The following is a 25,383-nucleotide window of genomic DNA, read 5'->3' as shown; positions in this document are numbered from 1 at the left end:
ATAGAATGTGAAGTCGTGCCCGACTTTCGACTCCGCGTATTTAATCGTTTGGCTTTAGTATCGAGTGGAAGCGGGTTTTCTCAACATCCCGGAACATCCCGAGTATCTGATACACATGAGCCAGACGATTTCGCAAGCGACCCTGGTCCAGTGCGAGAACGAACCGATCCACATCCCGGGCGCGATCCAGCCGTTCGGCATCCTGGTCAGTATCGACATTCCTTCACTGAAGATCACCAACGCCAGCGTCAACTGCGCCGAGGTCTTCGGCGTCAATGCCGCTGCGCTGGTCAACCGTTCGCTGGCCGAGCATCTGTCGGCCACCGCGCTGGCCTCGTTGCGGGCGTATATCAGCGCCGACGATCTGGTCGAAGCGGCGCCCCTGGTCATTCCCATTCTCGATCTGGCCACGCAATGCGAGCGGGAATGGGAGCTGACGGCCCACCTGCGGCATGGCGTGCTGATCCTCGAGTGCGAGGCCCTGGCGCCGCAGGAGGCGCTGTCCACCTCGCTGCAACGTTCGATCCGCAGCGCCGTTCACGTGGTGTTCGCCGCGAGCAGCCTGCTTGACCTGTGCCAGCGCACCGCCGAGCAGGTAAGGATGATCACCGGCTTCGACCGCGTGATGATCTACCGCTTCACCGAGGACTGGCATGGCGACGTCGTCGCCGAAGCCAGGTCCGAACAGGCGCAATCGTACCTGCACCATCATTTCCCGGCATCGGACATTCCGGCGCAGGCAAGGCGGATTTTCCTCGAAAACTGGCTGCGCATGATTCCGGATGTCGGCTATGCGCCGGTGCCGATTTACCCCGACCGGAATCCGGCCACGGGCGACGCCCTCGATCTTGGCCTGTCGGCGCTGCGCAGCGTGTCCCCGTTGCATGTCGAGTACCTGCGCAATATGGGCGTCGGCGCCACGCTCACGCTGCCGCTGATCGATGGCGGCAAGCTGTGGGGCCTGATCGCCTGCCATCATCCGACCCCCAACAAGCTGGGCTCCGACCGCCGCCTGGGCGCCAAGATGATCGCGCAGATCGTGTCGTCGCAGCTGGTGCTGAAGGAGTCGATGGAAGACCAGCGCTACCGGGGCGAGTTGAAACGGATACATGCGAAGCTGATCGCGCGTACCGAAGAAGAGGACGACCTCGTCCCGGGGCTGGTCAAACGCAGCCAGGACATGCTGGACCTGGCCGGCGGCGGCAGCGCCGCGATCTATTACAACGGCAGCTGGACCACGATCGGGCAGACGCCGGATGTCGGGCAGCTCGAACTGCTGGTCGAGTGGTTGTCGGCCGAGCATGCCGATGAGCAGATTTACGCGACCAATCAGTTGGGCAATTTCTTTCCGCAAGCCCGGCAATACAAGGACATCGCCAGCGGCCTGCTGGCAATGTCGATCCTGAAGGCCGACCAGAACTACATATTCTGGTTTCGTCCCGAAGTCATCACGACCGTGGTGTGGGCCGGCGCGCCCGATAAACGGGTGCAGGTCGAGGACGGCGTCGCCCGGCTGCATCCGCGTTTTTCCTTCGATTCGTGGAAGCAGGTGGTCGATGGCGTGGCCACGCCATGGAAACGTGCCGAGGTCGAGGCGGTGCTGGACTTCCGGGTCAGCGTGCTTGCCTATGGCCTGCGGCGCGCCTTCCGGCAGGAGCAGGCCGCCAGGGAGCTTGCCGAGCGCGCCAGCCTCGAGAAGGAAAGCTTGGTCCACATGGTGTCGCACGACATCCGCAACCCGCTGAGCGTGCTGAAGATGACCTTGCAGGTGATGCAGATGGACCAGGCGCTCACGCCGGCCATGCTGGCGCAACTGGTCGCGCGTGGCCTGCGTGCGACCGACTCGATCGAGCGGCTGGTGACGTCGGTCCTGGATTTCGCCAAGAAGGAGCACGCCGCCCTGGCGCCCGGCCTTCAGCTGGAAAACGTGAATGCGCTGATCCGCGAAGCGATCGACCTGGCGCTGCCGCTGGCGAGAAAAGCCGAGGTCGGCGTCTCCGCTGCGGTCGAGCCCGGCAAGCTCATGATTGCCTGCAAGCGGACGCGCGTCGAGCAGGTGCTGGGTAACCTGATCAGCAATGCGCTCAAGTTCACGCCGGCTGGAGGCCGCATCACCGTGGTCGCGCGCCGCAGCGACGGCGAGGTCGTCGTCTCGGTCGCGGACACGGGCATCGGCATCGCGCCAGCGCTGTTGCCGCGCATTTTCGATCGCTTCACGCAGGGGCGCGTCGGCTCGGAAAAGGGCGCCGGCCTGGGCCTGTCGATCGTCAAGGGGATCGTCGAACAGGAAGGCGGTCGCCTCTGGGTCGACAGCGCCGTCGGCGTCGGATCGACCTTCTATTTCACGCTTCCTCTGCGTCAGGAATAAACTGCCTGGTAGCAATATGCGCTGACATTGCACCTGCTGTGCGTGTCAGCGTTTTTCTTGGCGTTTGGTGTAATTACTTCTATTTGCGATGTAAGTATGCGCCTACAATATCTTGGTGAAGGAGAGCCAGCTCATGCACTGTCCCTTATGAATCCACGTCTTAGACTGAGCGCTGTCTCGCCCCTGTGACAGAGCGGTATTGTCGCCCGGAAAATGAGTTTGTACGCCTCTGAAAGTGTGGCGAAAACAGCATGTTAGGATCGGTTTCTCGTGCCGCGAGCGCGCCGATGCATTGGTATCCGGCGTGCGCGCTTGCGCCCGGACCGACCAATGCTTGATCGAACGCTTGATCGAACCTGAACTGTTGCCATGCATAGTAAAGAACTCAAGAAACCGGACGGACGTCACCTCACCCTGTACAGCAATGGGCCGATCCCTGACGGCATCGTCGCGCCCAGTCCGTTCCCGGATCCGCAGCATGCGAATCCACACCTGCGCTGGCATTCGCTGCGCGGCGAATGGGTGACCTACGCCGCCTTCCGCCAGAACCGCACCTACCAGCCGCCGCCGCAATACAATCCGCTGGCGCCGACCGTGGACCAGGAGCATCCCACCGAGATGCCGGCCGGCGACTACGAGATCGCCGTGTTCGACAACCGCTTTCCTTCGCTGGCGCTCGAGTCGCACGATCCGCCATTGGCGACGGTGCCGACCGCGCCTGCCAACGGCCATTGCGAGGTGGTGGTGTTCACGCAGGATCCGCATGCGGCGCTGGCCCACCTGCCGCTGTCGCGCATCGAGCTCTTGCTGCAGGTCTGGGGCGATCGCACCACCCGCATCGGCAGTCACCAGCACATCCATTACGTGCTGCCGTTCGAGAACCGCGGCGCCGAGGTCGGCGTGACCCTGCACCATCCGCACGGCCAGATCTATGCCTATCCCTTCGTGCCGGCGGTGCCGGCGCGCATGCTGGCGCAGGAGCGCGAATACTATCTGCAGCACGGCGCCAGCCTGCTGTGCGACATGGCGCGCGACGAGGCCGCCGACGGCCGGCGCGTGCTGTACCAGGACGAGTACGCGATCGCCTTCGTGCCGGCCTGCGCGCGCTATCCCTACGAAGTGTGGGTGATGCCGACCGCGCCGTGCAAGGATTTCGCCGCGCTCACGCCGCCGCAGCGCGAAGGACTGGCGCGCGCGCTCAAGACCGTGCTGCTCAAGTACGAGACCCTGTGGAACCGGCCTTTCCCCTACCTGATGGCCTGGTACCAGGCTCCGACCGACGGCGCCGAGCACCCGGAAACCCAGCTGCACGCCCAGTTCTATCCGCCTTACCGCACGCGCGACCGCCTGAAATACCTGGCCGGCACCGAGCTGGCGGCCGGCATGTTCGCGATGGACGTGCTGCCCGAAACCACGGCCTATGAATTGCAGCAGGTCGAAGTCAGCCTGGAGGACGCCGCATGACGGGGCTGGATATGCGGGCCACGGAGGTGGCCGACAAACTGGCGCTGCTGCGCGCGACACTGGTCCAGGAAGGGGCCGGCGCGGTGCGCCTGCGCGGCACCGACTGGTTCGCCTGGGTCACGGCCGGCGGCTCGAGCGCGGTGCTGCTGACCACCGGCGTCGGCGTCGCCGAAGTGCTCGTCACGCAGGACGACGCCTGCGTGCTGACCGACGAGATCGAGGGCGAGCGTCTGCGCGCCGAGGAAGTCCCGGGCGGCTTCACCTTCCACATCGAACCGTGGGCCGAGCCGGAGCTGCGCGAGCGCTTCGTCGCCAATGCGGCCCAGGGCCGCGCCGTCCTGTCCGACCGTCCCGTGGGCGAGGAACTTCCCTTGCCGCTGGCGCTGCGCCAACGCAAGCTGGTGCTGGGCGACGCCGAACAGGCGCGCTACCGCCTGCTGGGCCGCGAGGCCGCCGAGGCGATGACGGAAGTGCTGCACCGGGCCAGGCCCGACTGGACCGAGCAGCAGCTGGCCGGCGCCGGCGCCGAGGCGCTGTGGCGGCGCGGCATCCATCCGGCCCTGGTGCTGGCGGCCGGCGCGCGGCGCCTGCCCCTGTACCGCCACGCGACGCCGTCGCACGAGCTGCTCGGCGAGCGCGCCATGCTGGTGTTCTGCGCGCGCCGCCACGGCCTGTATGCGAACCTGACCCGCTTCGTGAGCTTCGGCGGCGCCGGCTCGGCGCCCGAGGCGCAGCGCGCGCTGATGGATGTCGAGGCCACCGGCCTGGCCGCCGTGGCGCCGGGTAAATCGCTGTCGAGCGTCTATCATGCGCTGGCCCAGGCCTACCACCATGCCGACGTCGAAGGCGCGATCCGCGAGCACCACCAGGGCGGCATCACCGGCTACCTGGCGCGCGAGATCGTGGCCACCGCCAGCACCGCGACCCAGCTCGAGGAAGGCATGGCCTTCGCCTTCAACCCCAGCTTCGGCGGCATGAAGATCGAAGACACCTTCCTGCTCGGCCCGCAGGGGCTCGAGAACCTGACGTGCGATCCGGGCTGGCCGGCGCTGGACGTCCATGGCCGCAAGCGGCCGCTCTGGCTGGAGGCGCAGGCATGACCTTGAACCCCGACACCTTCTTTGGCGGCGCGCCCGAAGTGAACGCCTCGGCCCCGGGCCGGGTCAACCTGCTGGGCGAGCACACCGACTACAACGACGGCTTCATGCTGCCGGTGGCGACGCCCCAGCGCACCATGGTGGCACTGAGCCGCAGCGGCGACGACCATTTCCACTTCTATTCGCCGAACCTCGATGCGACCGTGACCTTCGCCCGCGACGGCAGCGCGCCGCAGGGCTTCGGCAGCTATATCGAAGGCTGCATCCGGCTGGTGCAGGCGGAAGGAATCGAGGTGCCGCCGCTGCGCGTGTATGTCGAGACCGACCTGCCGGTCGGCTCGGGCCTGTCGTCCTCGGCCGCGCTCGAGGTGGCGATGCTGCGCGCCATGCGCGCGCTGCTGGAAATAGGACCCGATGCGCTGGACGACGTCAAGCTGGCGCGCATCGCCCAGCGCGCCGAGATCGAGTATGCGCGCGTGAATTGCGGGATCATGGACCAGATGGCGTCCAGCCTGGCCGACGAGAGCAATATGCTGTTCATCGACGCCCGCACGCTGGAGCATCGCCTGGTGCCGCTGCCGCCAGACACCGAGCTGATCGTGGTCGACTCGGGCGTGGCGCGCAAGCTCGCCGCCAGCAAGTACAACGAGCGCCGCGCCGAATGCGAGGAGGGCGCGAAAAAGCTCGGCGTGCAGGCGCTGCGCGACGTCGCCGACCCGGCCTCGGTGGAGAGCCTGCCGCCGCCGCTGCGCGAGCGGGCGCGCCACGTGGTGCAGGAAAACCTGCGCGTGCTCGAAGCGGCGCAAGGCGTGAGCGCCGAGCGCTTCGGCGAATTGATGAATGCATCGCATTTCAGCCTGCGCGACGACTACGAGGTCTCGATCCCGGAACTCGACGCGCTGTGCGAGGCCCTGCGCGCCGCCCCCGGCGTGCTGGGCGCGCGCCTGACCGGCGCCGGCTTCGGCGGCGCCTGCGTGGCGCTGTGCCGCAAGGGCCAGGCGCAGCAAGCCGCCGCCAGCGCGCTGGCGGCCTATAACCAAGATGGACGCCAAGGCCGGATCCTGGTGCCGGTGCCGACTGACAGAAAGGACCACGATGAACCAGTTTGAATATCCCCGTCCACAGCTGGTGCGCGACCAGTGGCAGAACCTGAACGGCAAGTGGCGGTTCTGCTTCGACGACGAGGGCAAGTACTTCATGCCGTCCGACGTCAAGGAGTGGACGCACGAGATCACCGTGCCGTTCGCGCCCGAGACCGAGATGAGCGGCATCCAGGACACCGGCTTCCACCGCGTGGTCTGGTATCAGCGCGACTTCGAACTCATGCCCAACGACGGGCGCACGATACTGCACTTCGGCGCGGTCGACTACAGCGCGAAGGTGTGGGTCAACGGCCAATTGGTGGCCGAGCACGAGGGCGGCCATACGCCGTTCTCGGCCGACATCACTTGCGCCATGCAGGCCGACGGCAAGCAGACGGTGACGGTGTGGGTCGAGGACGATCCGGCCGACCTGGCCAAGCCGCGCGGCAAGCAGGACTGGCTGCTCGACGCGCACTCGATCTGGTATCCGCGCACGACCGGCATCTGGCAGACCGTCTGGGTCGAGCAGGTGGCGCCGACCTATATCCAGAAGCTGCGCTGGACGCCGGTATTCGAGACCTACGAGATCGGCTGCGAAGTGTTCGCGACCGGCGACATCCAGCAGGAGCTGTTTGTCGAGGTCAAGATCTGGCACGGCGACCAGCTGCTGGCGGACGATTACTACAAGCTGCTGGCCGGCGAAGCGAACCGCAAGATCGCGCTGTCCGACCCCGGCATCGACGATTCGCGCAACGAGATCCTGTGGAGCCCGGAGCGGCCGACCCTGCTCGACGCCGAAGTGACCCTGCGCTGCGGCGACGTGGTGCTGGACCGCATCCGCTCGTACACGGCGCTGCGTTCGGTGTCGATCAACCGCGACCGCTTCATGCTCAACGGCCGCCCTTACCAGCTGCGCCTGGTGCTGGACCAGGGGTACTGGCCGGAATCGTTCATGACGGCGCCGTCGGACCAGCACCTGAAACGCGACGTCGAACTGGTCAAGCTGATGGGCTTCAACGGCGTGCGCAAGCACCAGAAGATCGAAGACCCGCGCTTTTTGTACTGGGCCGACAAGCTGGGCCTGCTGGTATGGGAAGAGATGCCCTCGGCCTACCGCTTCAGCCCGCGCGCGATCACGCGCATGGTCAAGGAATGGACCGAGGCGATCGAGCGCGACTACAGCCATCCCTGCATCATCGTGTGGGTGGCCTTCAACGAGTCGTGGGGCGTGCCCAACCTGACCCTGACCCAGGCCCATCGCAACGCGGTCGAAGCGCTGTACCACCTGACGCGTACGCTCGATTCGACCCGTCCGGTGATCGGCAACGACGGCTGGGAGGCGTCGGCCACCGACATCCTCGGCATCCACGACTACGACAGCGACCCGGAGAAAATCCTGGCGCGCTACGCCGTCACCGATCCGGTGCGCACCCTGTTCGACCAGCGGCGTCCCGGCGGGCGCATCCTGACCCTGGATGGCTTCCCGCACCGCGGCCAGCCGATCGTGCTGACGGAATTCGGCGGCATCGCCTACGATCCGAAGCAGACCCCGAATCCGGACGAGACCACCTGGGGCTATAGCCGCGCCCATACGGCGGAAAGCTATCTCAAGCAGTACCGGCGCCTGTTGCAGGTGGTGAATGAGACCTTCATGTTCAGCGGCTTCTGCTATACCCAGTTCGCCGACACCTTCCAGGAGGCCAATGGCTTGCTGAACGCCGACCGGACGCCCAAGCTGCCGCTGGAAGTCATCAGCAATGCGACGCGCAACATCCCGATGTTTCACCGCGAGGTGGAGGAGGGCAAGGACCCGGGCACGCCCTGAGCCCGGCAATCCCTCGTTTGCTTCTGTCACGGGCGGACGGCCGGTCCACCCGGCGGCGCGGGCCGGCTAGCGCTGGATGGCGCCACCCGTCACGTTGACACGGTCGCCGCTGCGGAAGTCGGGCGTGGCGCCGTGGGTGACCACCTGCGTGCTGCCGTCGTCCATGCGCACCGTGACGCGATAGGACTGGCTGCTGCCGGCGCTGCTGGTCGCTCCGGCCGCGCCGCTGCTGCCCATCGACGAATCGCCCTCGGTGATGCCGCTCGATGCCGGCAGGACCTCGATCGCCAGCACGGTGCTGTTGGGCGCCGCGCTGGCCGCGGCCGCGCCCGCGGTGGAGGCGCTGCCGCTGCCGTCGTCCTGCATGCTGGAGGTGCCGGAGCCGCTGGCGCCGGAGCTGCCCGAGCTGCCCGACGTGTCGGAGCTGCCCGAGACGCCGGCGCCGTCCTGGATGCTCTCGGTGGTCGTGCCGGTGCTGCCCGAGGTGCCCGAGGTGCCCGAGGTGCCGCTGGAGCCCGCGCCGTAGTCGCTGGTTCCGGTGCTGCCGCTGGCGCCGCTGGCGCCACTCGACGACGATCCGCTGGACGCTTCGCCACGCATGGCGGCGCACCCCGAAATGGCGAGCGCGACCGCCAGCAGGCCCGCCATGGCCACGCTCTGGTGTGTTTGCTTCATGATCAACTCCTCGTTTGGATGTTTAGTGGGGATGTGACGATGCCGCGCGCCACGAGGATAAGAGGCGGGAAGTGCGGCAGCGTTCCAGCTGACTTCCTTTGGAGGCCGGTTGGATCAAGCTGGAGGGTTCTTTGCGGAACCCGAACAGAGGATGATGGTCAGCGCCGACGCGCCGCCGGCGCCGGCCGCGGCGCGAGGCTGGCCAGCACCGCCAGCACGGTGGAGGCGAGGGTGGCGGCCGTGACGTCGACCAGCCAGTCGCGCACGTCGCCCGAGCGATACGGGAAGAAACTTTGTACCCATTCGTCGACCGCGCCCATCAGCGCGATGGCCAGCATCGCCTTCAGGGCGCGCTGCAGCGGCGTGCCGGTGGCGCCCAGGAACCACAAGGCGGCCAGGACGGCGTAGGTCATGCCATGCAGAACCACACCGGATGCATAGGCGCCGACCTCGGCGCGGGCGCCGGGGATCGAGCCCGCCACCAGGATGGCCAGCAGCCCGAGCAGGGCGAAGCCATGCAGGGCGCGGCGGACTGTGGGTGGGGGCTGCAGCAGGGACGACAGGGCGGGCATCGAGGCGAACGGGATAGGTGGATGCGTAGAGCGGCAACCATACCACGCTTGCAGCCAATTGCCCGCACGCTAATGCCAGATCAGATCGTCAGGGCCGGCGCGCCGTCGGCGTAATGGGCGTCGAAACAGCTTTCGCAATCGGCGCAGAACAGGTGGGCCATGCGCACGCTGCCCTGTCGCAGGACCAGCTTGAGGTGGGCTTGCTGGCACTTGGGGCAGACTTCGCGGACGCTGCCGAAGGTGAGCAGGTTGAGCGGCGTACTGTCGCTATCGAGCGTGTCGACGACGGTGCACGGATTGAGTTCGCTCAGGACGAGGTCGCCGTCTTCATGATGGCGGCGGCAAGTGTCGGGGGCGGCGCTGGCTGGTACACGTAGGTTCATAGGACGGGTTCCCTTGGACGTTTCGTTGTACGTGGTCTTCCGACCGGTGGCCGAATCGGAAGCGCGAACTTTATGATAGTCAAATCAGCGACGGCTTCAAGCGCTGTGACAATTTTTTTACTGCGAGTTGCGCCAGGGCAGAGAGTGAGACCGGTCTGCAACAGGTCAAGTTCCAGCCTGCGGGCGCCTAAAAAAATGCCCGCCGGTGGCGGGCACAACCCAAGATCGGGCCAAGAGATGCGAAATCGGTTGGTGTGTAGCACCCCGGGCGCTGCACACCTGCTGTCATCAGGCATATCGGTTGCGTGTATGACAGGTGATTCTTAGTATAGGGAGAGTTTGTGACGCGATTGTGACCAAGCGCAAAGTTCTGGCGGTATCAAATGACCGGCGGGCGCCGTCGTGTCATGCATGTGCCTTATACGTAGAACTACGTAGCAGCAGCCTTCCTGTCCGTTTCAGGCAAAAAAAAAGCCCGCTCTTGCGCGGGCTCAAAACTATTTTCTTGGAGGAGAATAGTGGAGACAGGTGTAATTATCGGGGTCGGCCATTCGGGTGTCCAATTGCGAGTTCGGATACCAGACATGCGTTAAAGTAATATCTGCCCCGTTTCGGTCATTGTCAGTCGCGTACCGGCACCGTGTAGTTCAGCGCCATGCGGCCGCCGTCGGCGTACAGCGTCTGGCCGGTCATGTACGAGGCGTCGTCGCTGGCCAGGAAGGCGGCGATCGAGGCGACTTCTTCCGGCTCGCCGCAGCGGCCCAGCGGCGTGCGCGACAGGATGGTGTGGCGGGCCTCGGGGCTGCCCAGCACGGCCTGCCTGGCCAGTTCGGTCAGGATGGTGCCCGGGCCGATCGCATTGACGCGGATGCCATATTGGGCCAGGGCGATCGACGCCACCCGGGTCAACTGGTTGACGCCGCCTTTCGACACCACATAGGGCACCTGGTTCGGGATGGTCAGCTCGGCGTTCACACTCGACATATTGATGATGCAGCCGCCTTCGCCCCGTTTCACCATGTCGCGCGCCGCCGCCTGGCTGCACAGGAACATCGATTTCAGGTTGACGCGCAGCACGCGGTCGAAATCGTCTTCTTCCAGGTCGAGGAAGTCGGCCGCGTGGGTCACGCCCGCGTTGTTGACCAGGATGTCGATGCGCCCGAACGCGTCGAGCGTGGCCTGGACCATCGCATCGACCTCTTTCTTGACGCCGACGTCGGCGTGGAAGAACCGGGCGGCTTCGCCCAGGCTGGCGGCGGCCTGCTCGACTTCCGGCTTGAGGTCGACGAGCATCACGCGCGCGCCTTCGCGCACCAGGCGCTGAGCGCAGGCCAGGCCGATGCCCTGGCTGGCGCCGGTGACGATGGCAATCTTCTGATGGAGTTTCATGGCGGGCTTTCGTAGAGAGGCAAAGGCCGCCATTCTAACCACTCGGCGTGGCTACCCGCCATGCATGATCTTCGCTGCGCGTGTAAGTTTTCCACGCACGGCACGACTACACGGGTATCTCCACCACAACGAGAATAAAAATGACCCGCAAGCATCTCGCCCTCGCCTGGACCCTGTTCCTGGCGATGCTGCTGTATTCCGGCATGGCCGCCGCGCTGGAACCGTGCCACCTGCCGCACTTCCCCGAGCGGGTCGAGTGCGGCACGCTGCAGGTGCCGGAAGACCGCGCCAAGCCGGCCGGCCGCAGCATCACGATTCACTTCGCCCGCCTCAAGGCCACCGCGAAACCGCCGGCGTCCGACCCGCTGCTGGTGCTGGCCGGCGGTCCGGGCCAGGCCGCCATGGATTACGGGCCGCTCCTGGCCAGCGCCTTCCGTGAAGCGAGGAAGCGCCGCGACATCCTGCTGGTCGACCAGCGCGGCACCGGCAGGTCAACCCCGCTGCGCTGCCCGATGCCCGAGGAGGCGATCGCGCGAGGCGACACGGCTGCCGTCCAGGCCAGCCTGCGCGCCTGCCTGGCAGGACTCGACGCCGACCCGCGCCACTTCCATACCGAAGCCGCGCTGGCCGATTTCGAGGACTTGCGGCGCGCGCTCGGCTACCGCCAGTTCAGCCTGTGGGGCGGTTCGTACGGCACCCGCACCGCGCTGCTGTATGCGCGGCGCTACCCCGGCAGCGTGCGCGGCATGGTGCTCGATTCGGTGGCGCCGCCCAATGCCCGCATCCTGCTGTCGTCGCGTCACGCCCAGGCTGCGCTCGAGCGCCTGCTGGCCGACTGCGCCGCCGACCAGGGCTGCGCCCGGGCCTTCCCGAACCTGGCGCGCGAGCTCGACGCCGTGCTGGCGCTGCCGGCCCTCGGCCAGCACCAGGCCGAGGCGGTGCCGCAACTGCTGCGCGGCGCCATGTACAGCGCCCAGCATGCCAGCGTGCTGCCGTTCGCCATCCACGCCGCCGCCAATGGCCGGCCGCAGCCGCTGCTCGCCCTGTACGACGCCCTGGCCGGCTGGAGCCTGGAAGGCATGACCTTCGGCCAGACCTTGTCGGTGCTGTGCGCCGAAGAAGCGCCATTCCTCGACGCCGCCGCCATGCGCCGGGACGCCGCCGGCAGCCGCTTCGGCGAAGCCTATGCCAGGGGCTGGCGCGACTGGTGCGCGGTGTGGCCGGCCGCGCGGCCAGATGCCGCACTGACGCGCGCCGTGGTGTCCGACGTTCCGACCCTGCTGCTGGCGGGCGGCCTCGATCCGGTCACGCCGCCGGAAAATGCCCACCTGGCGGCGCGCACCCTGCGCCACAGCCGGGTGCTGGTGGCCGCCGGCGCCGGCCATACGTTCAGCGGCGCCGGTTGCGCGCCGCGCCTGATCGCCGCCTTCCTCGAGCACGCCGATCCTGCCGCCGTGGATGGCGCCTGCCTGGCGGCGATTCGCCGGCCACCATTCGTGCTGGCCGACGGCCAGCCCACCCTGTGAGGAGCGCGCCATGATCGTCGTGAACCATATCGGCAAGCGTTTCAAGACCTTGCAGGCCCTGGACGAGGTCAGCTTCACGGCCCGCCCCGGCGCCATCACCGCGCTGCTGGGGCCGAATGGCGCCGGCAAGTCGACCTGCCTGCGCATCCTGTATGGCTTGCTGGCGCCGGACAGCGGCATGGTCGCCATCGACGGCATCGACGTGACGCGCGCGCCGCTCGCCGCGCGGCGCCGGCTCGGCATCGTCACCGACGAATTCGGGCTCTATGAACGGCTCACGCCGCGCGACCACCTGCGCTACTTCGGCCGCCTGCACGGCATGCGCGGCGCCATGCTGGAGCGCGCCATCGAGCGCGTCGTCCGGGAGGTGGGGCTGGAGGCCGAGGCCGGGCGCCCGACCAGGGGATTTTCGGCCGGCCAGCGCATCAAGGTGGCGCTGGCGCGCGCCTTGCTGCATGATCCTGCCGTGCTGGTGCTGGACGAGCCCACGCGCGGCCTGGACGTGATGAGCACGCGCGCCGTGCGCGAGGCCCTGATGCGGGCGCGCGTGCGTGGCGCGGCGGTGCTGCTGTCGACCCACGTGATGCAGGAGGCGGCCCAGCTGTGCGACCAGGTGGTGGTGCTGGCCGCGGGCCGGGTGCGCTTCGCGGGGACGACGCCGGCGCTGCTGGCGCAGACCGGCGGGAGCAGCCTGGAACAGGCATTTGTCGACGTGATCGGCAGCGATGAGGGGATGGCGGCATGAGACGTGAAAAATTCGTGGAGAACCTGTGGATCGTGGTCTCGAAAGAAGTGATGGACGCCGTGCGCGACCGCCGCTCGATGGTGGCCGGCCTGCTGTTCGCGCTGCTCGGTCCTTTCGTGCTGGCGGGCGTGCTCAAGGCGCTGATCGCGTCCGAGCTTGACGCCGGCACGCGGCTGCTGCACCTGGTCGGCGCGGCGCATGCGCCGGGGCTCGTGCGGCACCTGGAGGCCGCGGGCGTCACGCTGCGCGCAAGCGCCGGGAAGCCGCAGGGCCTGCTGGCGGCTTCGCCCGGCGCGGTGGTGCTCGAAGTGCCGGCGCAGGCGCCGCGCGAACTGGCGCAGGGGAGCGCGGCCACGCTGGCCCTGTGGGCCGACATGTCCGACGACGACGCCAGGCGCCAGGCCCAGCGCGTGCAGGCGCTGGTGGCCGGCTATGGCGCGCAGCTGTCCGGCCAGCGCCTGCTGGGCGCCGGCGTGGCGCCCGGCCATGCCAATGCCTTGCACCTGCAGCTGCGCGACATGGGCGGCCAGGGCGGTCGGGCGGCGCTGGTGCTGGGCGTATTGCCGCTGTTCTGGCTGCTCGGCCTGGTCGTCGGCGGCTCGCACGTGGCGTTGGACGCCACCGGCGGCGAGCGTGAGCGGCGCTCCCTCGAGGCTTTGCTGGCGCAGCCGGTGGCGCCCGGCACGCTCTTCATCGGCAAATGGCTGACCGCCTCGCTGTTCGGCTACGCCAGCTGCGCCGCCGCGCTGCTGCTGTCGGCGCAGGCGCTCGCACGCCTGCCGCTGCACGAACTGGGCATCGCCTTCGCGCCCGACGCGGCGATGCTCGTGCAGATGCTGATCATCCTGCTGCCGCTGGCGCTGCTGGTGGGCGCCCTGCAATGCGTGGTGGCGCTGCATGCCCGCACCCACAAGGAAGGGCAGATCTATCTCAACCTGCTGCAACTGGCGCCGATGCTGCTGATGATGGAGAAGCTCGGCCCCACGTCGCCGTCCGCCGCCCACCTGCTGCCGATGTTCAGCCAGCACGCCCAACTGAGCGCGCTGCTCTCCGGCCAGGCCGTGGCGCCACAGCTGCTGGCCCTGTCGGCCGCCGGCTGCCTGGGCGGCGCCGCGCTGCTGATCGCCTTCGGCAGCCGGCGCCTGGGCAGCGAGCGTTTCGTGTTCGGGCTGTGATGGCGCCAGGCGACAGGACGCAGTTCGACAGCGTGATGGCCGAGCACGGCGGCATGCTGGTGCGCTTCGCCGCCAGCTTCGAGCGCAACCGCCATGCGCGCGAAGACCTGGTGCAGGACATCATGCTCGCCGTGTGGCAGGCCTTGCCGGCCTTTCGCGGAGAATCCAGTCTCAAGACCTATGTGATCGGCGTGGCGCACCGGCGCTGCGCCAGCCACGTGATGCGCGCGGTGGCGCAGCCGCAGCACGAGGAACTCGATGAGGAATGGGCCGACGAACAACCGGGGCCGGAAACCCTGGCGCGCCTGAACCAGCAGCAGCAACGCCTGCTGGCGGCATTGCGCCAGCTGCCGGTCGGGCAACGCCAGCTGGTGCTGCTGGCGCTGGAGGGAATGCGCTATGAAGAGATCGCGCAGCTGCTCGGCATCTCGGTCAATAACGTCGGCGTGCGGCTCAATCGCGCCAAGGCTGCGCTCAAGGAAAGGCTGGAGGAACGATGAACGATGCGGATGAATGGGCGAGGTTGCAGGATGCCTGGGGCGCGGATGCGCCGGCTGCTCCACCGATGCCGGACGTGACGGCGATGATCGCGCGCGCGCGCCGCGAGCGTCGTTTGATCATGTGGACGATCGTGGGCGAGTGGGCTCTTGCGGCGGTGGCTGCCGGCATGCTGGTCGCCCGCTGGCCCCTGCCGGCTACCGAGGGCATCCTGTTGCTGTGGACGCTGTTCTATGTGCTGGTGATGTGCGTCGTCATGGTCAGCTATACCTGGACCCGCCTCCAGGCCTTGCAGGAGCCAAGCGGCGCCAGCCTGCGCGACTGGCTGGATCTGCGGCGCCGCCGCGCGCTGCTCGGGTTGCGGCTGGCGAGACTGACGCGCTGGACCACCATCGCCCTGCTGCCGGCGCCGGTGGTCTCCCTGATCACGGCGCGCGACGCCTGGAATGCGGCCTGGTCTTCGGTGGCGGTGACCCTGGTGCTGGCCGGCGGCTGGATCTGGGCGCGCCGCAAGACGCGCCGGATGACGGCCGAAATCGCCGACGTCGACGCGCTGGCGCGCGAATGGCTGGACGAGCCGCCTACAATATGACCGGCCGGTCCGGCAGCTCGTTCGGCCGCTCGCCGCTGGCCGGGAAGTGCTGGCGCAGCAGGTCGTTGACCTGGTTGACCGCGGCCAGGGTCGCATCATGGAAGCTGCCCTGCCTGAAACCTTCGGTCATGGTGCGGCACACGGCCTGCCAGGTGGCGGCGTCGATCTTGCGGTCGATGCCGCGGTCGGCCACGATGTCGACCTTGTGCTCGGCCAGGTTCACGTAGATCAGCACGCCGCAATTGTCTTCGGTGTCCCACACGCCGTAGTCGGCGAACAGGGCGATCGCGCGCTGGCGGTTGGTGACGCCTTCCCAGGCCGCCTCGAACGGCAGCGATTTTTCGACGATCAGGCGCACCTCGCCGCGGTGGGCGCGTTCGCCCTGGTCGATCGCCTCGGCGATCGCGTCCAGGGTCGCGTCGGGGAAAGCCTGTTTCGCCTTGCTGGCGCTGCTCTTCCAGTGGCGCCAGGCGCGGCGCATCTTGTGTGTCATCGATCCCATTACCAGTCTCCCGAGGCGCCGCCGCCGTCGAAGCTGCCGCCGCCGCCCGAAAATCCGCCGCCGCCGAAGCCACCGCCGCCGCCGCCGAAGCCGCCGCCGCCACCGCGGCTCATATTGCCGATGATGTTGCCGAGGACGAAGCCGGTGGTGGCGCTGCCCCAGTGCGACTGGCCGCGGCGGGTGGCGATGGTGCGGCCGCGGCGCGGCCGGAACACCGAGCGCAGCATGGAGGCGCCGATGATGATCAGGAAGATCGCCCACAAGGGGAAACCGCCGTCGCCCGCCGCCTGGCGCTGCGGTTGCTGCGGCGGTGGGGCGGGGAAGGCTTCCTGGTTAAGCAGGGTGGCGATGGCGCCGACGCCGGCGACCAGCCCCTCGTAATAGTGTTGTTGCCGGAAGTGTGGCGCGATCACGTCCTGCAGGATGCGCTTGGATTGGGCGTCGGTCAGCACGCCCTGCACGCCGCGCCCGGCCTCGATGCGCAGGCGCCGCAGCGCCGATGGATTATCGCGCGCCACCAGCAGCAGCACGCCGTCGTCGACGCCCTTGCGGCCCAGCTTCCAGGCGTCGGTGACGCGGATGCTGTACTGCTCGATCGCCTCGGGCTCGGTCGACTTCACCAGCAGCACGGCGATCTGGCTGCCGGTCTTGGCTTCGTAGTCGGCCAGCACCGCTTCCAGGCGCTGGCGCTGGGCGGCGTCGAGCATGCCGGCCTGGTCGGTGACGCGCGTGGTCAGCGTCGGCACCGGCTGCAGCTGCGCGAAGGCCGGCGCGGTGGCAACCAGCGCGAGCAGCAGGATGCAGAAGAATCGTGAGAGCGCAGCCATCCGCGCTTACTTGCCGAAGTCGACCGTCGGCGCGGTCGAAATCGCCTTCTCGTTCTCGACGGTGAACGACGGTTTGGTGTCATAGCCGAACACCATCGCCGTCAAGTTCTTGGGGAACTGACGCACGGTCACGTTGTAATCCTGGACCGAGGCGATATAGCGCTGGCGCGCCACCGTGATGCGGTTTTCGGTGCCTTCCAGTTGCGACTGCAGGTCGCGGAAGCTCGTGTCGGCCTTCAGGTCGGGGTATTTTTCCGAGACCATCATCAGGCGCGACAGCGCGCCCGACAGCTCGCCCTGCACCTGCTGGAACTTCTGGAAGGCTTCCGGGTTGTTCAGCACCTCGGGCGTGATCTGGAAGCTGGTGGCCTGGGCGCGGGCGCGGGTCACCGCTTCGAGCGTGGCGCTTTCATGCGAGGCGTAGCCCTTGACGGTGTTGACCAGGTTCGGGATCAGGTCGGCGCGGCGCTGGTACTGGTTCACCACTTCGCTCCATGCCGCCTTGGTGGCCTCGTCCTTGGTCTGGAACTCGTTGTAGCCGCAGCCGGACAGCAGGGCGCCGGCCAGGACGGCGCCGCCGAGGAGACGGGTCCAACGGAAGAAGAAGGAATGGGTCATGATGTTGTTCGTGTGGTCAAGTTGTCGAATGATCAAAATATACCTGAAATAGCCACGGTTTGGCGTCCGGGCGGGCGCCGATTAGCGGCGATGGACCGCCGGCGGGTACAATAATGGGTTTGCATTTACAAAGATACAAGGGGCTAGAGGTGAATTTCATCAACAAACTTTCCGCCGCATGGGCCCGCAACGATTCGCTGCTGTGCGTCGGCCTCGACCCGGACCTGGCGCGCCTGCCTGCCCACTTGCAGGGCCAGCCGGACGCCATCGTCCAGTTCTGCAAGGCCATCATCGACGCGACCGCCGACCTGGCCTGCGCCTTCAAGCCGCAGATCGCCTATTTCGCCGCCCTCGGCGCCGAAGACCAGCTGGAACAAATCTGCGCCTACCTGCGCGCCACCTACCCGCACATCCCGCTGGTGCTGGACGCCAAGCGCGGCGACATCGGCGCCACCGCCCACCAGTACGCGCGCGAAGCGTTCGAGCGCTATGGCGCCGACGCGGTGACGGTCAGCCCCTACATGGGCTTCGACTCGGTCGAGCCCTATATGGAATGGCCGGACCGCGGCGTGATCGTGCTGTGCCGCACCTCGAACGCGGGCGGCTCCGACCTGCAGTTCCTGGACGTGGCGGGGCGTCCGTTGTACCAGCACGTGGCCCAACTGGTCGCCGACAAATGGAACCGCAACGGCCAGTGCGCGCTGGTGGTGGGCGCGACCTTCCCGGACGAGATCGCGCAGGTGCGCAAGCTGGTGGGCGACATGCCGCTCTTGATCCCGGGCGTGGGCGCCCAGGGCGGCGACGTCGAGGCGACTGTCAAGGCCGGCCGCACGGCGGCGGGCGCGGGCATGATGATCAATTCGTCGCGCGCGATCCTGTATGCGACGCCGCAGGAGGGCGAGGATTTCGCCCAAGCGGCGCGGCGCGTGGCGCGCGAGACGCGCGATGCGATCAACGCATATCGCCACGCTTGATCCCGGGTCGTGGACGCCTCCGCCGTCCACGACACGTTCAATATCGGTCGGGAGCGATCGACTCGGCGTAATCGTACAAGGCGCCGAGGATTTCCTCCGCGCGCTCGTCCGCCGTCTCCGACAAGGCATCGATCTCGGTAAACAGCTGGTCCACCGTACGCGCCCCATGCGCACCCTCGAACAGCCGCGCCGCCCGGTGCGCTTCCCACAGCTGCATCTCGTCTTCCGAAAGCGTGTGCGGGAAGTTGCGCGCGCGGTAGCGGAACAATAGTTCGTTGAGGCGCTCGTCCTCGAAGCTGACGCGCCGCGCCAGCGCCTCGGGCTTCTGCATGCGCAGGGACTCGAGCTGGCGGCGATCGTCGCGGCTGACGAAGCCGCCGTACAGGTCTTCGTCGACGTCCACCGTCTCGCCCGCGCCGGGCTTGGCCAGCACCTGGGCCCAGATCGCCCGCATGTCCGGCCCGCCGGCCGCCAGCGCGGCGTGCGCGCGACCGCGCTCCAGGTCGATGTCCCAGCGCGTGGCCAGGTCGGCCCGCAGCGTCTTGAGGTTACCGACCAGCATCGGCGATTTATTCAGGTGCACGCTCTTGATCGGCAGCCGGGTCACGCCTTCGGGCAAGTCGCCGGCGCGCGTAAACATGCGGGTGCGGATGGTGTCGGCGTCGAGCGCGAACAGTTCGGACGGGTCGTGGCGGCAATCCCAGACCAGCACCTCGTTCTTGTTGGTCGGATGCTGGGCCAGCGGATAGACCAGGCCCAGGCAGCCGTATTCGACCGGGAACATGCCGGACACGTGCAGGAAAGGCTGGCGCTGGCCCGGATCGAGGTGCAGGCCGATCTCGGTCGCGACCCGGTCCTTGCGGCGCAGCTCGAGGCAGAAGTCGAACAGGCGCGGTTGCCTGTCGCGGATCAGGCGCGCCAGCGCGATGGTGGCGCGCACGTCGGACAGCGCATCGTGCGCCGCCTCGTGGGCCAGCCCGTTGGCGGCGCTCAGGTGTTCCAGCTTGAAGCTCGGCTTGCCGTCTTCGCGGGTCGGCCATTCGATGCCTTCCGGGCGCAGCGCGTACACCATGCGCACCACGTCGAGCAGGTCCCAGCGGCCGCAGTTGTGCTGCCACTCGCGCGCATACGGATCGATCAGGTTGCGCCAGAACAGGAAGCGGGTGACCTCGTCGTCGAAGCGGATCGTGTTGTAGCCGACGCCGATCGTGCCCGGCTCGCTGAAGGCGGCTTCGATGCGGCGCGCGAATTCGTGTTCGGGCACGCCGCGTTCGAGGCAGTGCTGCGGGGTGATGCCGGTGATCAGGCAGGATTGCGGGTCGGGCAGGAAGTCGTTGGCCGGCTGGCAGTACAGCATGACCGGCTCGCCGATCTCGTTGAGGTCGGCGTCGGTGCGGATCGCGGCGAACTGGGCCGGGCGGTCGCGGCGCGGCACTGCGCCGAAGGTTTCATAGTCGTGCCAGAGGAAGGTATGCGTGCTCATGTGTTGTTGTTGTGTGTGCTGCTTCACAGCGTCAACCAGCATGGTGGCACATCCGCGCCGATCAGTCACGGCCGGCGGCAAGCGACCTCAAGCGCAGACGCGGTCGCGTCCCGCCTCCTTGGCGCGGTACAGGGCGGCGTCGGCCGCCGCCATCAGGCTGCGCTCGTCGTCGCCGGGCGCCAGGCTGGCCACGCCGAAGGAGGCGGTCAGGTGCGGCAGCGGCAGGCGCATGTCGGGGAACACGACGGCCAGGCGCAGGCGCCGGCACAGGCGTTCGGCCACCCCGGCGGCCAGTTCCGGCGTGGTGTCGGGCAGTACGGCCAGCATCTCTTCGCCGCCATAGCGCACCGCGAAGTCGGACGGGCGCAGCGCGCCGCGGATCACGTTCGCCGCCGCGGCCAGCGCGGCGTCGCCGGCGATGTGGCCGTGGGTGTCGTTGAAGCGCTTGAAGTGGTCGAGGTCGATCATCACCAGCGACAGCGCCTTGCCGTCGGTGGCCGCGCGCGCGGCCAGCTTGGGCAGCATCTCGCCCAGCCAGGCGCGGTTGTACAGGCCCGTGAGCGGGTCGTTGAGCGAGAGCTGGCGGTAGAATTCGCCCAGCTTCTGGCGCCGGCGCAGCAGGGCGTTGGTGGCGCGGATGCGGAAGGACAGCAGGCGCAGCAGGTTACGCGCCAGCACGCTGGAGCGTTCGATCAGGGTCCACACCATGTCGGACTCGATCACCAGGAGTTCGGTGTCCTCGAGCGCCGTCATCGCCGCCAGGTTCGCCGCGTCGTCCAGCACCGCCTGTTCGCCGACGCTCTCGCCCGGGAGGATGCGGCTGGTGTTGCCTTCGTCGCCGGCATGGGCGTCGGGTGCGATCTCGAGCACGCCCGACAGGACGATGTACAGGCGCGCCTGGCCGCCATCGTCGATGCGGCGGCCGCGCGCCATGCGCACGACGGCGCAGCCGGCCACCATCGCGGCGATGGCCGGGTCGGTCTCGTCGCGAAACAGGTGCAGGTCGCGCAGCGTACGGGAAGCACCGAAGGTGCCGATGTGTTCCAAGTGGGGCCTCGAGCGAATCGCGTAAGGTTGAGTCCTTACAGCGGTGAAATGATAGCCTATCGGACCTGGAATGCGTATTCGGCGCGGCTTAAACAACAATGGTGAAACATCGCATGACGACTTCTGACAATCTCCTCGTCGACGCGCTGGGCCGTCGGCATGCCGTGGCCGCGGACGCCCGCATCGTGTCGCTGGTGCCGTCGATCACCGAGCTGCTGTGCGACCTCGGCCTGGCGCCGCGGCTGGTCGGCCGCACCGGTTTCTGCATTCACCCGAAGGCGGCGGTGGCGGACATCCCCAAGGTCGGCGGCACCAAGGACGTCAACCTCGAGAAGATCCGCAAGCTGGCGCCGACCCACGTCGTGGTCAACATCGACGAGAACGAAAAGCCGACCGTCGACGCGCTGGCGCAGTTCGTGCCGCACGTGGTGGTCACCCATCCCCTGGTCCCGCACGACAACCTGGCGCTGGCGCGGCTGATGGGCGGCATCTTCGGCGCCCCGGAACAAGCCGGGGCATGGTGCGGGGCCTTCGAGGAAGAACTGGCGCGGCTGCGCGCCTTGCCGGCCGGCCCGGCGCGCACAGTCCTGTACTGCATCTGGCAAGACCCGTGGATGAGCGTGTCGAAAGACACGTATATCGCCGCCATGCTGGCCGAACTGGGCTGGCGGGTGCCCGCGCTGGGAGCGGCGCGCTATCCCCGTTTCGACTGGTCCGAAGCCCTGGTGGACGGGCTCGACGCCGTGCTGCTGTCGACCGAACCCTACCGCTTCACGGAGGCGCACGCGGACGCGCTGGAAAAACAGATCGGGATTCCGGTGCTGCTCGTCGATGGCGAGATGATGTCGTGGTACGGCAGCCGCGCGCTGGCGGGCTTGCGCTATCTGCGCGAAGTGAAGGCGATGCTGGAGGGGAGCGCTGTGTAGGCTGAAGGCAGGCCCGGACGGGCCTGCGCTTCATTGGGTCACGATCACATGTCCGTCAAGTGCTTGTCGGCGGTTGGATCTTCGGTGTGCGTGATCGAGGCGGCGCGCTGCTTGTCCTGCAGGCGGCCGATCGCGCTGTCGAGGGCGCGCGCCAGCTTGCCGCCGGCGTTGTTGATGGCCTGGTGCAGGTCGGTGGCGTGCTCGTGGATGACGATCGGCGCGATGCCCGCCAGGCGTGCTTCCAGCATGCAGGAATTGCCGCCGTCCGCTTTCTTCTCCTTGTTCTCATTGCTCAGGTGAACGTCAACACGGTTGACCTGGTCGCCGAAACGACCGATGGAGGAGCGCACGACTTCCTGGACGTGCTCGTCCAGGCCCTGATGCTTGTTGATGGTGTTATCGGTATTTACATTGATCTGCATGGATGGCTCCTGTAGTCATTACGGCTTCATCTTACACCTCCCGCGATTTTCGCCGCGCCCGCTCGCGTTATCTTCTTGATAAGCCATTTTTATATCTTAGTTGCATTATTTCCACATCGCAATTTAGTGCTCGTGTTGTAGGACTTGTCCTACTAGAATCCAACACGTATTTGCAAATCTATCGAATTCTTGCAGCGGACGATCCCATTCAGGTTGGGCGCGGACGTGGCGGCAGCATTTTTTAACATCGATAAAAATGCGCAAGCACCGATAAGCAACCTGGCTGGCGCACCTTCACAGAACGGAGAGTATGATGCAGTTGAAGCAACTTAAAATCGGCCAGCGCCTCGCGCTCGGATTCGGCCTGGTCCTGGCCTTGCTGGTCGTGGTCCTGGGAACCGGCATCCAGAAACTGCAAGCCATGGACGCGCTGCTGGTCAGGATCGTCGAGGGCAACAACGTCCGCATCGAGGCGGCCAGCAATATGCGCGACAGCCTGCGCCGGATCTCGATCGCGGTACGCGACATGACGATCGTTTCGGACGAGGCGCAGATGCAGGAGCTGGCGCGGACCATCGGCGTCGCCCGGGAAGCCTACGACAAGGCGGAAAGCACGCTCGCCGGACTGCTCATCAGCGAAGAGGGCACGACTCTCCACGCGAACATCGTCGCCGCGCGCAAGGCCGCGCTGCCGCTGGTGGCCCAGGGCGAGGTATTTGCCCGCGCCAACGATCTGGAGGGCGGCCGTGAATTCCTGAGCGCGAAGATGGCGCCGGCGATGCGCGCGTGGACCGCGGCGATCGACGAGATGGTCGTCCTGCAGGCGACCCGCAATGCCGCAGACCAGGCGCGCGGCCGTGAAGCCTATTCGCAGGCCATGGCCCTGATGCTGGGCGTGGGCGTCGTGTCCCTCCTGGCCGCGGTGCTGATCGCCTGGCTGATCACGCGCTCGATCGTCAAGCCGCTGAACCAGGCGGTGGAAGTGGCGCGCACCGTCGCCGCCGGTGACCTGAGCAGCGAGATCGAGGTCACCTCGACCGACGAGACGGGCCAGCTCCTGCGCGCGCTGAAAGAGATGAACACGAACCTGCGCGACATCGTCAGCCAGGTGCGCAGCGGCACCGACACCATCGCCACCGCTTCGGACGAGATCGCGGTGGGCAACCTCGACCTGTCGAGCCGCACCGAGCAGCAGGCCAGCTCGCTGGAAGAAACCGCCTCGTCGATGGAAGAACTGACCTCGACCGTCAAGCAGAACGCCGAACACGCCCGCCAGGCCAACGGCCTGGCGCGCTCGGCCTCCGACGTCGCCACCCGCGGCGGCGTCGTGGTATCCAGCGTGGTCGACACCATGGGCGCCATCCATGCGTCGGCCAGCAAGATCGTCGACATCATCTCGGTGATCGACGGCATCGCCTTCCAGACCAACATCCTGGCGCTGAACGCGGCGGTCGAAGCGGCGCGCGCCGGCGAGCAGGGCCGCGGCTTCGCCGTGGTGGCAAGCGAGGTGCGCAACCTGGCCCAGCGTTCGGCCAGCGCGGCCAAGGAAATCAAGACGCTGATCGACGACTCGGTGACCAAGGTCGACGAAGGCAGCCGCCTGGTGACCCAGGCCGGCGCCACCATGGACGAGATCGTGGTGAGCGTCAAGCGCGTCACCGACATCATGGGCGAGATCACGGTCGCCAGCCACGAGCAGGAAAACGGCATCGAGCAGATCAACCAGGCGGTCAGCGAGATGGATGCGGTGACCCAGCAGAACGCGGCCCTGGTCGAGGAAGCGGCGGCCGCCGCCCAGTCGCTGAAGGAGCAATCGGCGCGCCTGGCCGAGACGGTCAGCGTGTTCAAGCTGGACACTGGCCTGCGCACCGCCGGAGCGGCCCGTCCGGCGTCGGCGGCATCGGCAACGCGCCAGCGCGCGCTGGCGGTGGCCTGAAGTCAGCTCCCGCGCTCTTTTTCGTGGTGCGGGAAGCGGTCCATCCTGGACAACACCGGGAACAGCACCGCCCACAGCCCGGTGACCACCAGCGTGGCCACGCCGCCGAGCAGGATGGCGCGGGTGAGGCCCAGCCAGCCGGCGGTGACGCCGGATTCGAATTCTCCCAGCTCGTTCGAGGCGCCGATGAACACCGAGTTCACGGCGCTGACCCGGCCGCGGATCTCGTCCGGGGTCTCGTACTGCACCAGCAGGTGGCGGATGTAGACGCTGACCATGTCGCCCACGCCGAGCAGGAACAGGGCGGCCAGGGCGACCGGGAAACTGTCGGTCAGGCCGAGCAGGATCACGCAGACGCCGTACAGCGCGACGCCGCCGAACATCCAGGCCCCGACCCGGCGCGTGATCGGGAACATCGCGAGCGTGATCGAACACAGGGCGGCGCCGACGCCGGGCGCGGTGCGCAGGAAGCCGAGGCCGGTGGGCCCGGCGCCGAGGATGTCGTGGGCATAGGCCGGCAGCAGGGCGGTGGCGCCGCCGAACAGCACCGCGAACAGGTCGAGCGAGATGGCGCCCAGCACGATCGGACGCGAGCGCACGAAGCGCAGACCCTCGAGCAGGGTGTGCCAGCTGACCGGCGCCTTGTTGATGATCTGCTGGATGCTGCGCGTGTTCGTCATCAGGAGCACCGCCAGCGCCAGCAGGCTGGCCGACGTCATGTGCACGACCTGCGCGCCGAACACGTACAGCAGGCCGCCGACGATCGGTCCCAGGATCACGGCCACGTGCATGGTCGAGGAGCCGAGCGCCACCGCCTGGCTGAATTCGCGGTCGGGCACCAGGTTCTTGAGCACCGCCTGCGAGGCCGGCATCATGAAGGCGCGCGCGCTGCCGAACACCACCAGGATCGCGAACACCGGCCACACGACCGTGCTGCCGCTGGCGGTGAAGGCGATCAGCAGCGCGCTGCACAACAGCTGCACCGCCATGCAGGCCATGACGATCAGGCGCCGGTTGTAGCGATCGGCCACGTGGCCGGCCCACAGGATGAACAGCAGGAAGGGCGCGAACTGTGCCAGGCCGATCAGGCCGAGGTCGAACAGGCTGCCGGTGATCTGGTACACCTGCCAGCCGATCGCCACGCTCTGCATCTGGACGGCGAAGGTGGCGAGGAAGCGCGCCGAGAGATAGAAGGCGAGATTGCGGTTGCGCAGGACGCCGAGGCGGCCGGAGGGAGACAGCAGGGACATGGATTGT

The 25,383-nt window shown here is 67.5% G+C and carries 24 protein-coding genes; 13 read left to right on the top strand and 11 right to left on the bottom strand.

The window, feature by feature from the left end; all coding sequences use genetic code 11:
• Window positions 1–115 precede the first annotated feature (115 nt).
• The 5 genes from ABIB42_RS14280 (at window position 116) to ABIB42_RS14260 (ending at window position 7,836) form a co-directional block, all read left to right on the top strand.
• Complete coding sequence (locus ABIB42_RS14280) at window positions 116–2,368, top strand: ATP-binding protein (protein WP_429248528.1); 2,253 nt, start codon at window positions 116–118, stop codon at window positions 2,366–2,368.
• Between the two features lie 369 nt (window positions 2,369–2,737).
• Window positions 2,738–3,832, top strand: coding sequence for a galactose-1-phosphate uridylyltransferase (galT, locus tag ABIB42_RS14275; RefSeq protein ID WP_071360060.1), 1,095 nt, complete (start codon window positions 2,738–2,740; stop codon window positions 3,830–3,832).
• Window positions 3,829–4,932 (top strand): M24 family metallopeptidase, encoded by a 1,104-nt coding sequence (locus ABIB42_RS14270; protein ID WP_429248527.1) that lies wholly within the window; start codon window positions 3,829–3,831, stop codon window positions 4,930–4,932. Before galT ends, ABIB42_RS14270 begins: the two co-directional genes overlap by 4 nt.
• The gene (gene galK, locus ABIB42_RS14265; RefSeq protein WP_005668765.1) at window positions 4,929–6,038 is read left to right on the top strand and encodes a galactokinase; all 1,110 of its coding nucleotides are present in this window, start codon (window positions 4,929–4,931) and stop codon (window positions 6,036–6,038) included. The genes ABIB42_RS14270 and galK overlap by 4 nt, the downstream gene beginning before the upstream one ends.
• Window positions 6,025–7,836, top strand: coding sequence for a glycoside hydrolase family 2 protein (locus ABIB42_RS14260; RefSeq protein ID WP_314440341.1), 1,812 nt, complete (start codon window positions 6,025–6,027; stop codon window positions 7,834–7,836). Before galK ends, ABIB42_RS14260 begins: the two co-directional genes overlap by 14 nt.
• Before the next feature lie 66 nt (window positions 7,837–7,902).
• Here the strand turns inward: ABIB42_RS14260 and ABIB42_RS14255 are convergent, their stop codons facing one another.
• The 4 genes from ABIB42_RS14255 to ABIB42_RS14240 form a co-directional block, all read right to left on the bottom strand.
• Window positions 7,903–8,511: a hypothetical protein gene (locus ABIB42_RS14255; RefSeq protein WP_429248526.1), complete on the bottom strand. Its 609-nt coding sequence runs from the start codon at window positions 8,509–8,511 to the stop codon at window positions 7,903–7,905.
• A gap of 158 nt (window positions 8,512–8,669) precedes the next feature.
• Entirely contained in the window at window positions 8,670–9,083 is a 414-nt protein-coding gene (locus tag ABIB42_RS14250) for a VanZ family protein (RefSeq protein WP_219862975.1), read from the bottom strand.
• 80 nt (window positions 9,084–9,163) lie between these two features.
• Complete coding sequence (locus ABIB42_RS14245; RefSeq protein WP_005668771.1) at window positions 9,164–9,466, bottom strand: hypothetical protein; 303 nt, start codon at window positions 9,464–9,466, stop codon at window positions 9,164–9,166.
• A 621-nt stretch (window positions 9,467–10,087) separates the two neighbouring features.
• Entirely contained in the window at window positions 10,088–10,855 is a 768-nt protein-coding gene (locus tag ABIB42_RS14240) for an SDR family NAD(P)-dependent oxidoreductase (RefSeq protein WP_429248525.1), read from the bottom strand.
• A 140-nt stretch (window positions 10,856–10,995) separates the two neighbouring features.
• Here ABIB42_RS14240 and ABIB42_RS14235 point away from each other — a divergent pair, with 140 nt between their 5' ends.
• Genes ABIB42_RS14235 through ABIB42_RS14215 form a run of 5 tightly spaced genes read left to right on the top strand, consistent with a single transcriptional unit; the run spans window position 10,996 to window position 15,391 of the window.
• A complete protein-coding gene (locus tag ABIB42_RS14235) occupies window positions 10,996–12,381 on the top strand; it encodes an alpha/beta hydrolase (RefSeq protein WP_005668775.1) in 1,386 nt (461 codons plus the stop codon).
• 10 nt (window positions 12,382–12,391) lie between these two features.
• Entirely contained in the window at window positions 12,392–13,126 is a 735-nt protein-coding gene (locus ABIB42_RS14230; protein WP_005668777.1) for an ATP-binding cassette domain-containing protein, read from the top strand.
• Window positions 13,123–14,301 (top strand): ABC transporter permease, encoded by a 1,179-nt coding sequence (locus ABIB42_RS14225; RefSeq protein WP_429248524.1) that lies wholly within the window; start codon window positions 13,123–13,125, stop codon window positions 14,299–14,301. Before ABIB42_RS14230 ends, ABIB42_RS14225 begins: the two co-directional genes overlap by 4 nt.
• Entirely contained in the window at window positions 14,301–14,801 is a 501-nt protein-coding gene (locus ABIB42_RS14220; protein WP_005668783.1) for an RNA polymerase sigma factor, read from the top strand. Before ABIB42_RS14225 ends, ABIB42_RS14220 begins: the two co-directional genes overlap by 1 nt.
• Complete coding sequence (locus ABIB42_RS14215) at window positions 14,798–15,391, top strand: hypothetical protein (RefSeq protein ID WP_005668784.1); 594 nt, start codon at window positions 14,798–14,800, stop codon at window positions 15,389–15,391. Before ABIB42_RS14220 ends, ABIB42_RS14215 begins: the two co-directional genes overlap by 4 nt.
• Here ABIB42_RS14215 and ABIB42_RS14210 read toward each other — a convergent pair.
• The 3 genes from ABIB42_RS14210 to ABIB42_RS14200 are packed head-to-tail and all read right to left on the bottom strand — an operon-like array spanning window position 15,381 to window position 17,338.
• Window positions 15,381–15,893, bottom strand: a complete 513-nt coding sequence (locus ABIB42_RS14210) for a TPM domain-containing protein (protein ID WP_429248523.1) — start codon at window positions 15,891–15,893, stop codon at window positions 15,381–15,383. The two genes, ABIB42_RS14215 and ABIB42_RS14210, sit on opposite strands and share 11 nt — an antisense overlap.
• On the bottom strand, window positions 15,893–16,720 hold the full coding sequence (locus ABIB42_RS14205; protein ID WP_005668787.1) for a TPM domain-containing protein: 828 nt from the start codon (window positions 16,718–16,720) through the stop codon (window positions 15,893–15,895). Before ABIB42_RS14205 ends, ABIB42_RS14210 begins: the two co-directional genes overlap by 1 nt.
• Before the next feature lie 6 nt (window positions 16,721–16,726).
• Window positions 16,727–17,338, bottom strand: coding sequence for a LemA family protein (locus tag ABIB42_RS14200; protein WP_005668788.1), 612 nt, complete (start codon window positions 17,336–17,338; stop codon window positions 16,727–16,729).
• A gap of 149 nt (window positions 17,339–17,487) precedes the next feature.
• On the opposite strand from ABIB42_RS14200, the gene pyrF reads away from it, so the two are divergent.
• A complete protein-coding gene (gene pyrF / locus ABIB42_RS14195; RefSeq protein ID WP_040777044.1) occupies window positions 17,488–18,312 on the top strand; it encodes an orotidine-5'-phosphate decarboxylase in 825 nt (274 codons plus the stop codon).
• A 37-nt stretch (window positions 18,313–18,349) separates the two neighbouring features.
• On the opposite strand, the gene sbcB is transcribed toward pyrF, so the two are convergent.
• Window positions 18,350–19,795 (bottom strand): exodeoxyribonuclease I, encoded by a 1,446-nt coding sequence (gene sbcB / locus ABIB42_RS14190; RefSeq protein WP_040777047.1) that lies wholly within the window; start codon window positions 19,793–19,795, stop codon window positions 18,350–18,352.
• Window positions 19,796–19,882: 87 nt separating this feature from the next.
• Window positions 19,883–20,842: a GGDEF domain-containing protein gene (locus ABIB42_RS14185; RefSeq protein ID WP_005668791.1), complete on the bottom strand. Its 960-nt coding sequence runs from the start codon at window positions 20,840–20,842 to the stop codon at window positions 19,883–19,885.
• Window positions 20,843–20,955: 113 nt separating this feature from the next.
• Here ABIB42_RS14185 and ABIB42_RS14180 point away from each other — a divergent pair, with 113 nt between their 5' ends.
• Window positions 20,956–21,768: a helical backbone metal receptor gene (locus tag ABIB42_RS14180; RefSeq protein ID WP_005668792.1), complete on the top strand. Its 813-nt coding sequence runs from the start codon at window positions 20,956–20,958 to the stop codon at window positions 21,766–21,768.
• Between the two features lie 44 nt (window positions 21,769–21,812).
• Here ABIB42_RS14180 and ABIB42_RS14175 read toward each other — a convergent pair whose 3' ends face one another.
• Window positions 21,813–22,190 (bottom strand): HPF/RaiA family ribosome-associated protein, encoded by a 378-nt coding sequence (locus ABIB42_RS14175; protein WP_005668793.1) that lies wholly within the window; start codon window positions 22,188–22,190, stop codon window positions 21,813–21,815.
• A gap of 313 nt (window positions 22,191–22,503) precedes the next feature.
• Here ABIB42_RS14175 and ABIB42_RS14170 point away from each other — a divergent pair, with 313 nt between their 5' ends.
• Window positions 22,504–24,126 (top strand): methyl-accepting chemotaxis protein, encoded by a 1,623-nt coding sequence (locus ABIB42_RS14170; RefSeq protein WP_429248556.1) that lies wholly within the window; start codon window positions 22,504–22,506, stop codon window positions 24,124–24,126.
• Between the two features lie 2 nt (window positions 24,127–24,128).
• Here the strand turns inward: ABIB42_RS14170 and ABIB42_RS14165 are convergent, their stop codons facing one another.
• Window positions 24,129–25,376 (bottom strand): MFS transporter, encoded by a 1,248-nt coding sequence (locus ABIB42_RS14165; protein ID WP_312488727.1) that lies wholly within the window; start codon window positions 25,374–25,376, stop codon window positions 24,129–24,131.
• Window positions 25,377–25,383: the final 7 nt, after the last annotated feature.

This window comes from Massilia sp. UYP32, assembly GCF_050434365.1.
Classification (GTDB): domain Bacteria; phylum Pseudomonadota; class Gammaproteobacteria; order Burkholderiales; family Burkholderiaceae_D; genus Telluria; species Telluria timonae.
This window is presented reverse-complemented; position numbering and strand designations above follow the sequence as displayed.

Excerpts from the sequence above, each read along its gene's own strand:
- ABIB42_RS14280 (WP_429248528.1), top strand. The coding sequence starts at position 116 with ATGAGCCAGACGATTTCGCAAGCGACCCTGGTCCAGTGCGAGAACGAA.
- galT (WP_071360060.1), top strand. The coding sequence starts at position 2,738 with ATGCATAGTAAAGAACTCAAGAAACCGGACGGACGTCACCTCACCCTG.
- ABIB42_RS14270 (WP_429248527.1), top strand. The coding sequence starts at position 3,829 with ATGACGGGGCTGGATATGCGGGCCACGGAGGTGGCCGACAAACTGGCG.
- galK (WP_005668765.1), top strand. The coding sequence starts at position 4,929 with ATGACCTTGAACCCCGACACCTTCTTTGGCGGCGCGCCCGAAGTGAAC.
- ABIB42_RS14260 (WP_314440341.1), top strand. The coding sequence starts at position 6,025 with ATGAACCAGTTTGAATATCCCCGTCCACAGCTGGTGCGCGACCAGTGG.
- ABIB42_RS14255 (WP_429248526.1), bottom strand. The coding sequence starts at position 8,511 with ATGAAGCAAACACACCAGAGCGTGGCCATGGCGGGCCTGCTGGCGGTC.
- ABIB42_RS14250 (WP_219862975.1), bottom strand. The coding sequence starts at position 9,083 with ATGCCCGCCCTGTCGTCCCTGCTGCAGCCCCCACCCACAGTCCGCCGC.
- ABIB42_RS14245 (WP_005668771.1), bottom strand. The coding sequence starts at position 9,466 with ATGAACCTACGTGTACCAGCCAGCGCCGCCCCCGACACTTGCCGCCGC.
- ABIB42_RS14240 (WP_429248525.1), bottom strand. The coding sequence starts at position 10,855 with ATGAAACTCCATCAGAAGATTGCCATCGTCACCGGCGCCAGCCAGGGC.
- ABIB42_RS14235 (WP_005668775.1), top strand. The coding sequence starts at position 10,996 with ATGACCCGCAAGCATCTCGCCCTCGCCTGGACCCTGTTCCTGGCGATG.
- ABIB42_RS14230 (WP_005668777.1), top strand. The coding sequence starts at position 12,392 with ATGATCGTCGTGAACCATATCGGCAAGCGTTTCAAGACCTTGCAGGCC.
- ABIB42_RS14225 (WP_429248524.1), top strand. The coding sequence starts at position 13,123 with ATGAGACGTGAAAAATTCGTGGAGAACCTGTGGATCGTGGTCTCGAAA.
- ABIB42_RS14220 (WP_005668783.1), top strand. The coding sequence starts at position 14,301 with ATGGCGCCAGGCGACAGGACGCAGTTCGACAGCGTGATGGCCGAGCAC.
- ABIB42_RS14215 (WP_005668784.1), top strand. The coding sequence starts at position 14,798 with ATGAACGATGCGGATGAATGGGCGAGGTTGCAGGATGCCTGGGGCGCG.
- ABIB42_RS14210 (WP_429248523.1), bottom strand. The coding sequence starts at position 15,893 with ATGGGATCGATGACACACAAGATGCGCCGCGCCTGGCGCCACTGGAAG.
- ABIB42_RS14205 (WP_005668787.1), bottom strand. The coding sequence starts at position 16,720 with ATGGCTGCGCTCTCACGATTCTTCTGCATCCTGCTGCTCGCGCTGGTT.
- ABIB42_RS14200 (WP_005668788.1), bottom strand. The coding sequence starts at position 17,338 with ATGACCCATTCCTTCTTCTTCCGTTGGACCCGTCTCCTCGGCGGCGCC.
- sbcB (WP_040777047.1), bottom strand. The coding sequence starts at position 19,795 with ATGAGCACGCATACCTTCCTCTGGCACGACTATGAAACCTTCGGCGCA.
- ABIB42_RS14180 (WP_005668792.1), top strand. The coding sequence starts at position 20,956 with ATGACGACTTCTGACAATCTCCTCGTCGACGCGCTGGGCCGTCGGCAT.
- ABIB42_RS14175 (WP_005668793.1), bottom strand. The coding sequence starts at position 22,190 with ATGCAGATCAATGTAAATACCGATAACACCATCAACAAGCATCAGGGC.
- ABIB42_RS14170 (WP_429248556.1), top strand. The coding sequence starts at position 22,504 with ATGCAGTTGAAGCAACTTAAAATCGGCCAGCGCCTCGCGCTCGGATTC.
- ABIB42_RS14165 (WP_312488727.1), bottom strand. The coding sequence starts at position 25,376 with ATGTCCCTGCTGTCTCCCTCCGGCCGCCTCGGCGTCCTGCGCAACCGC.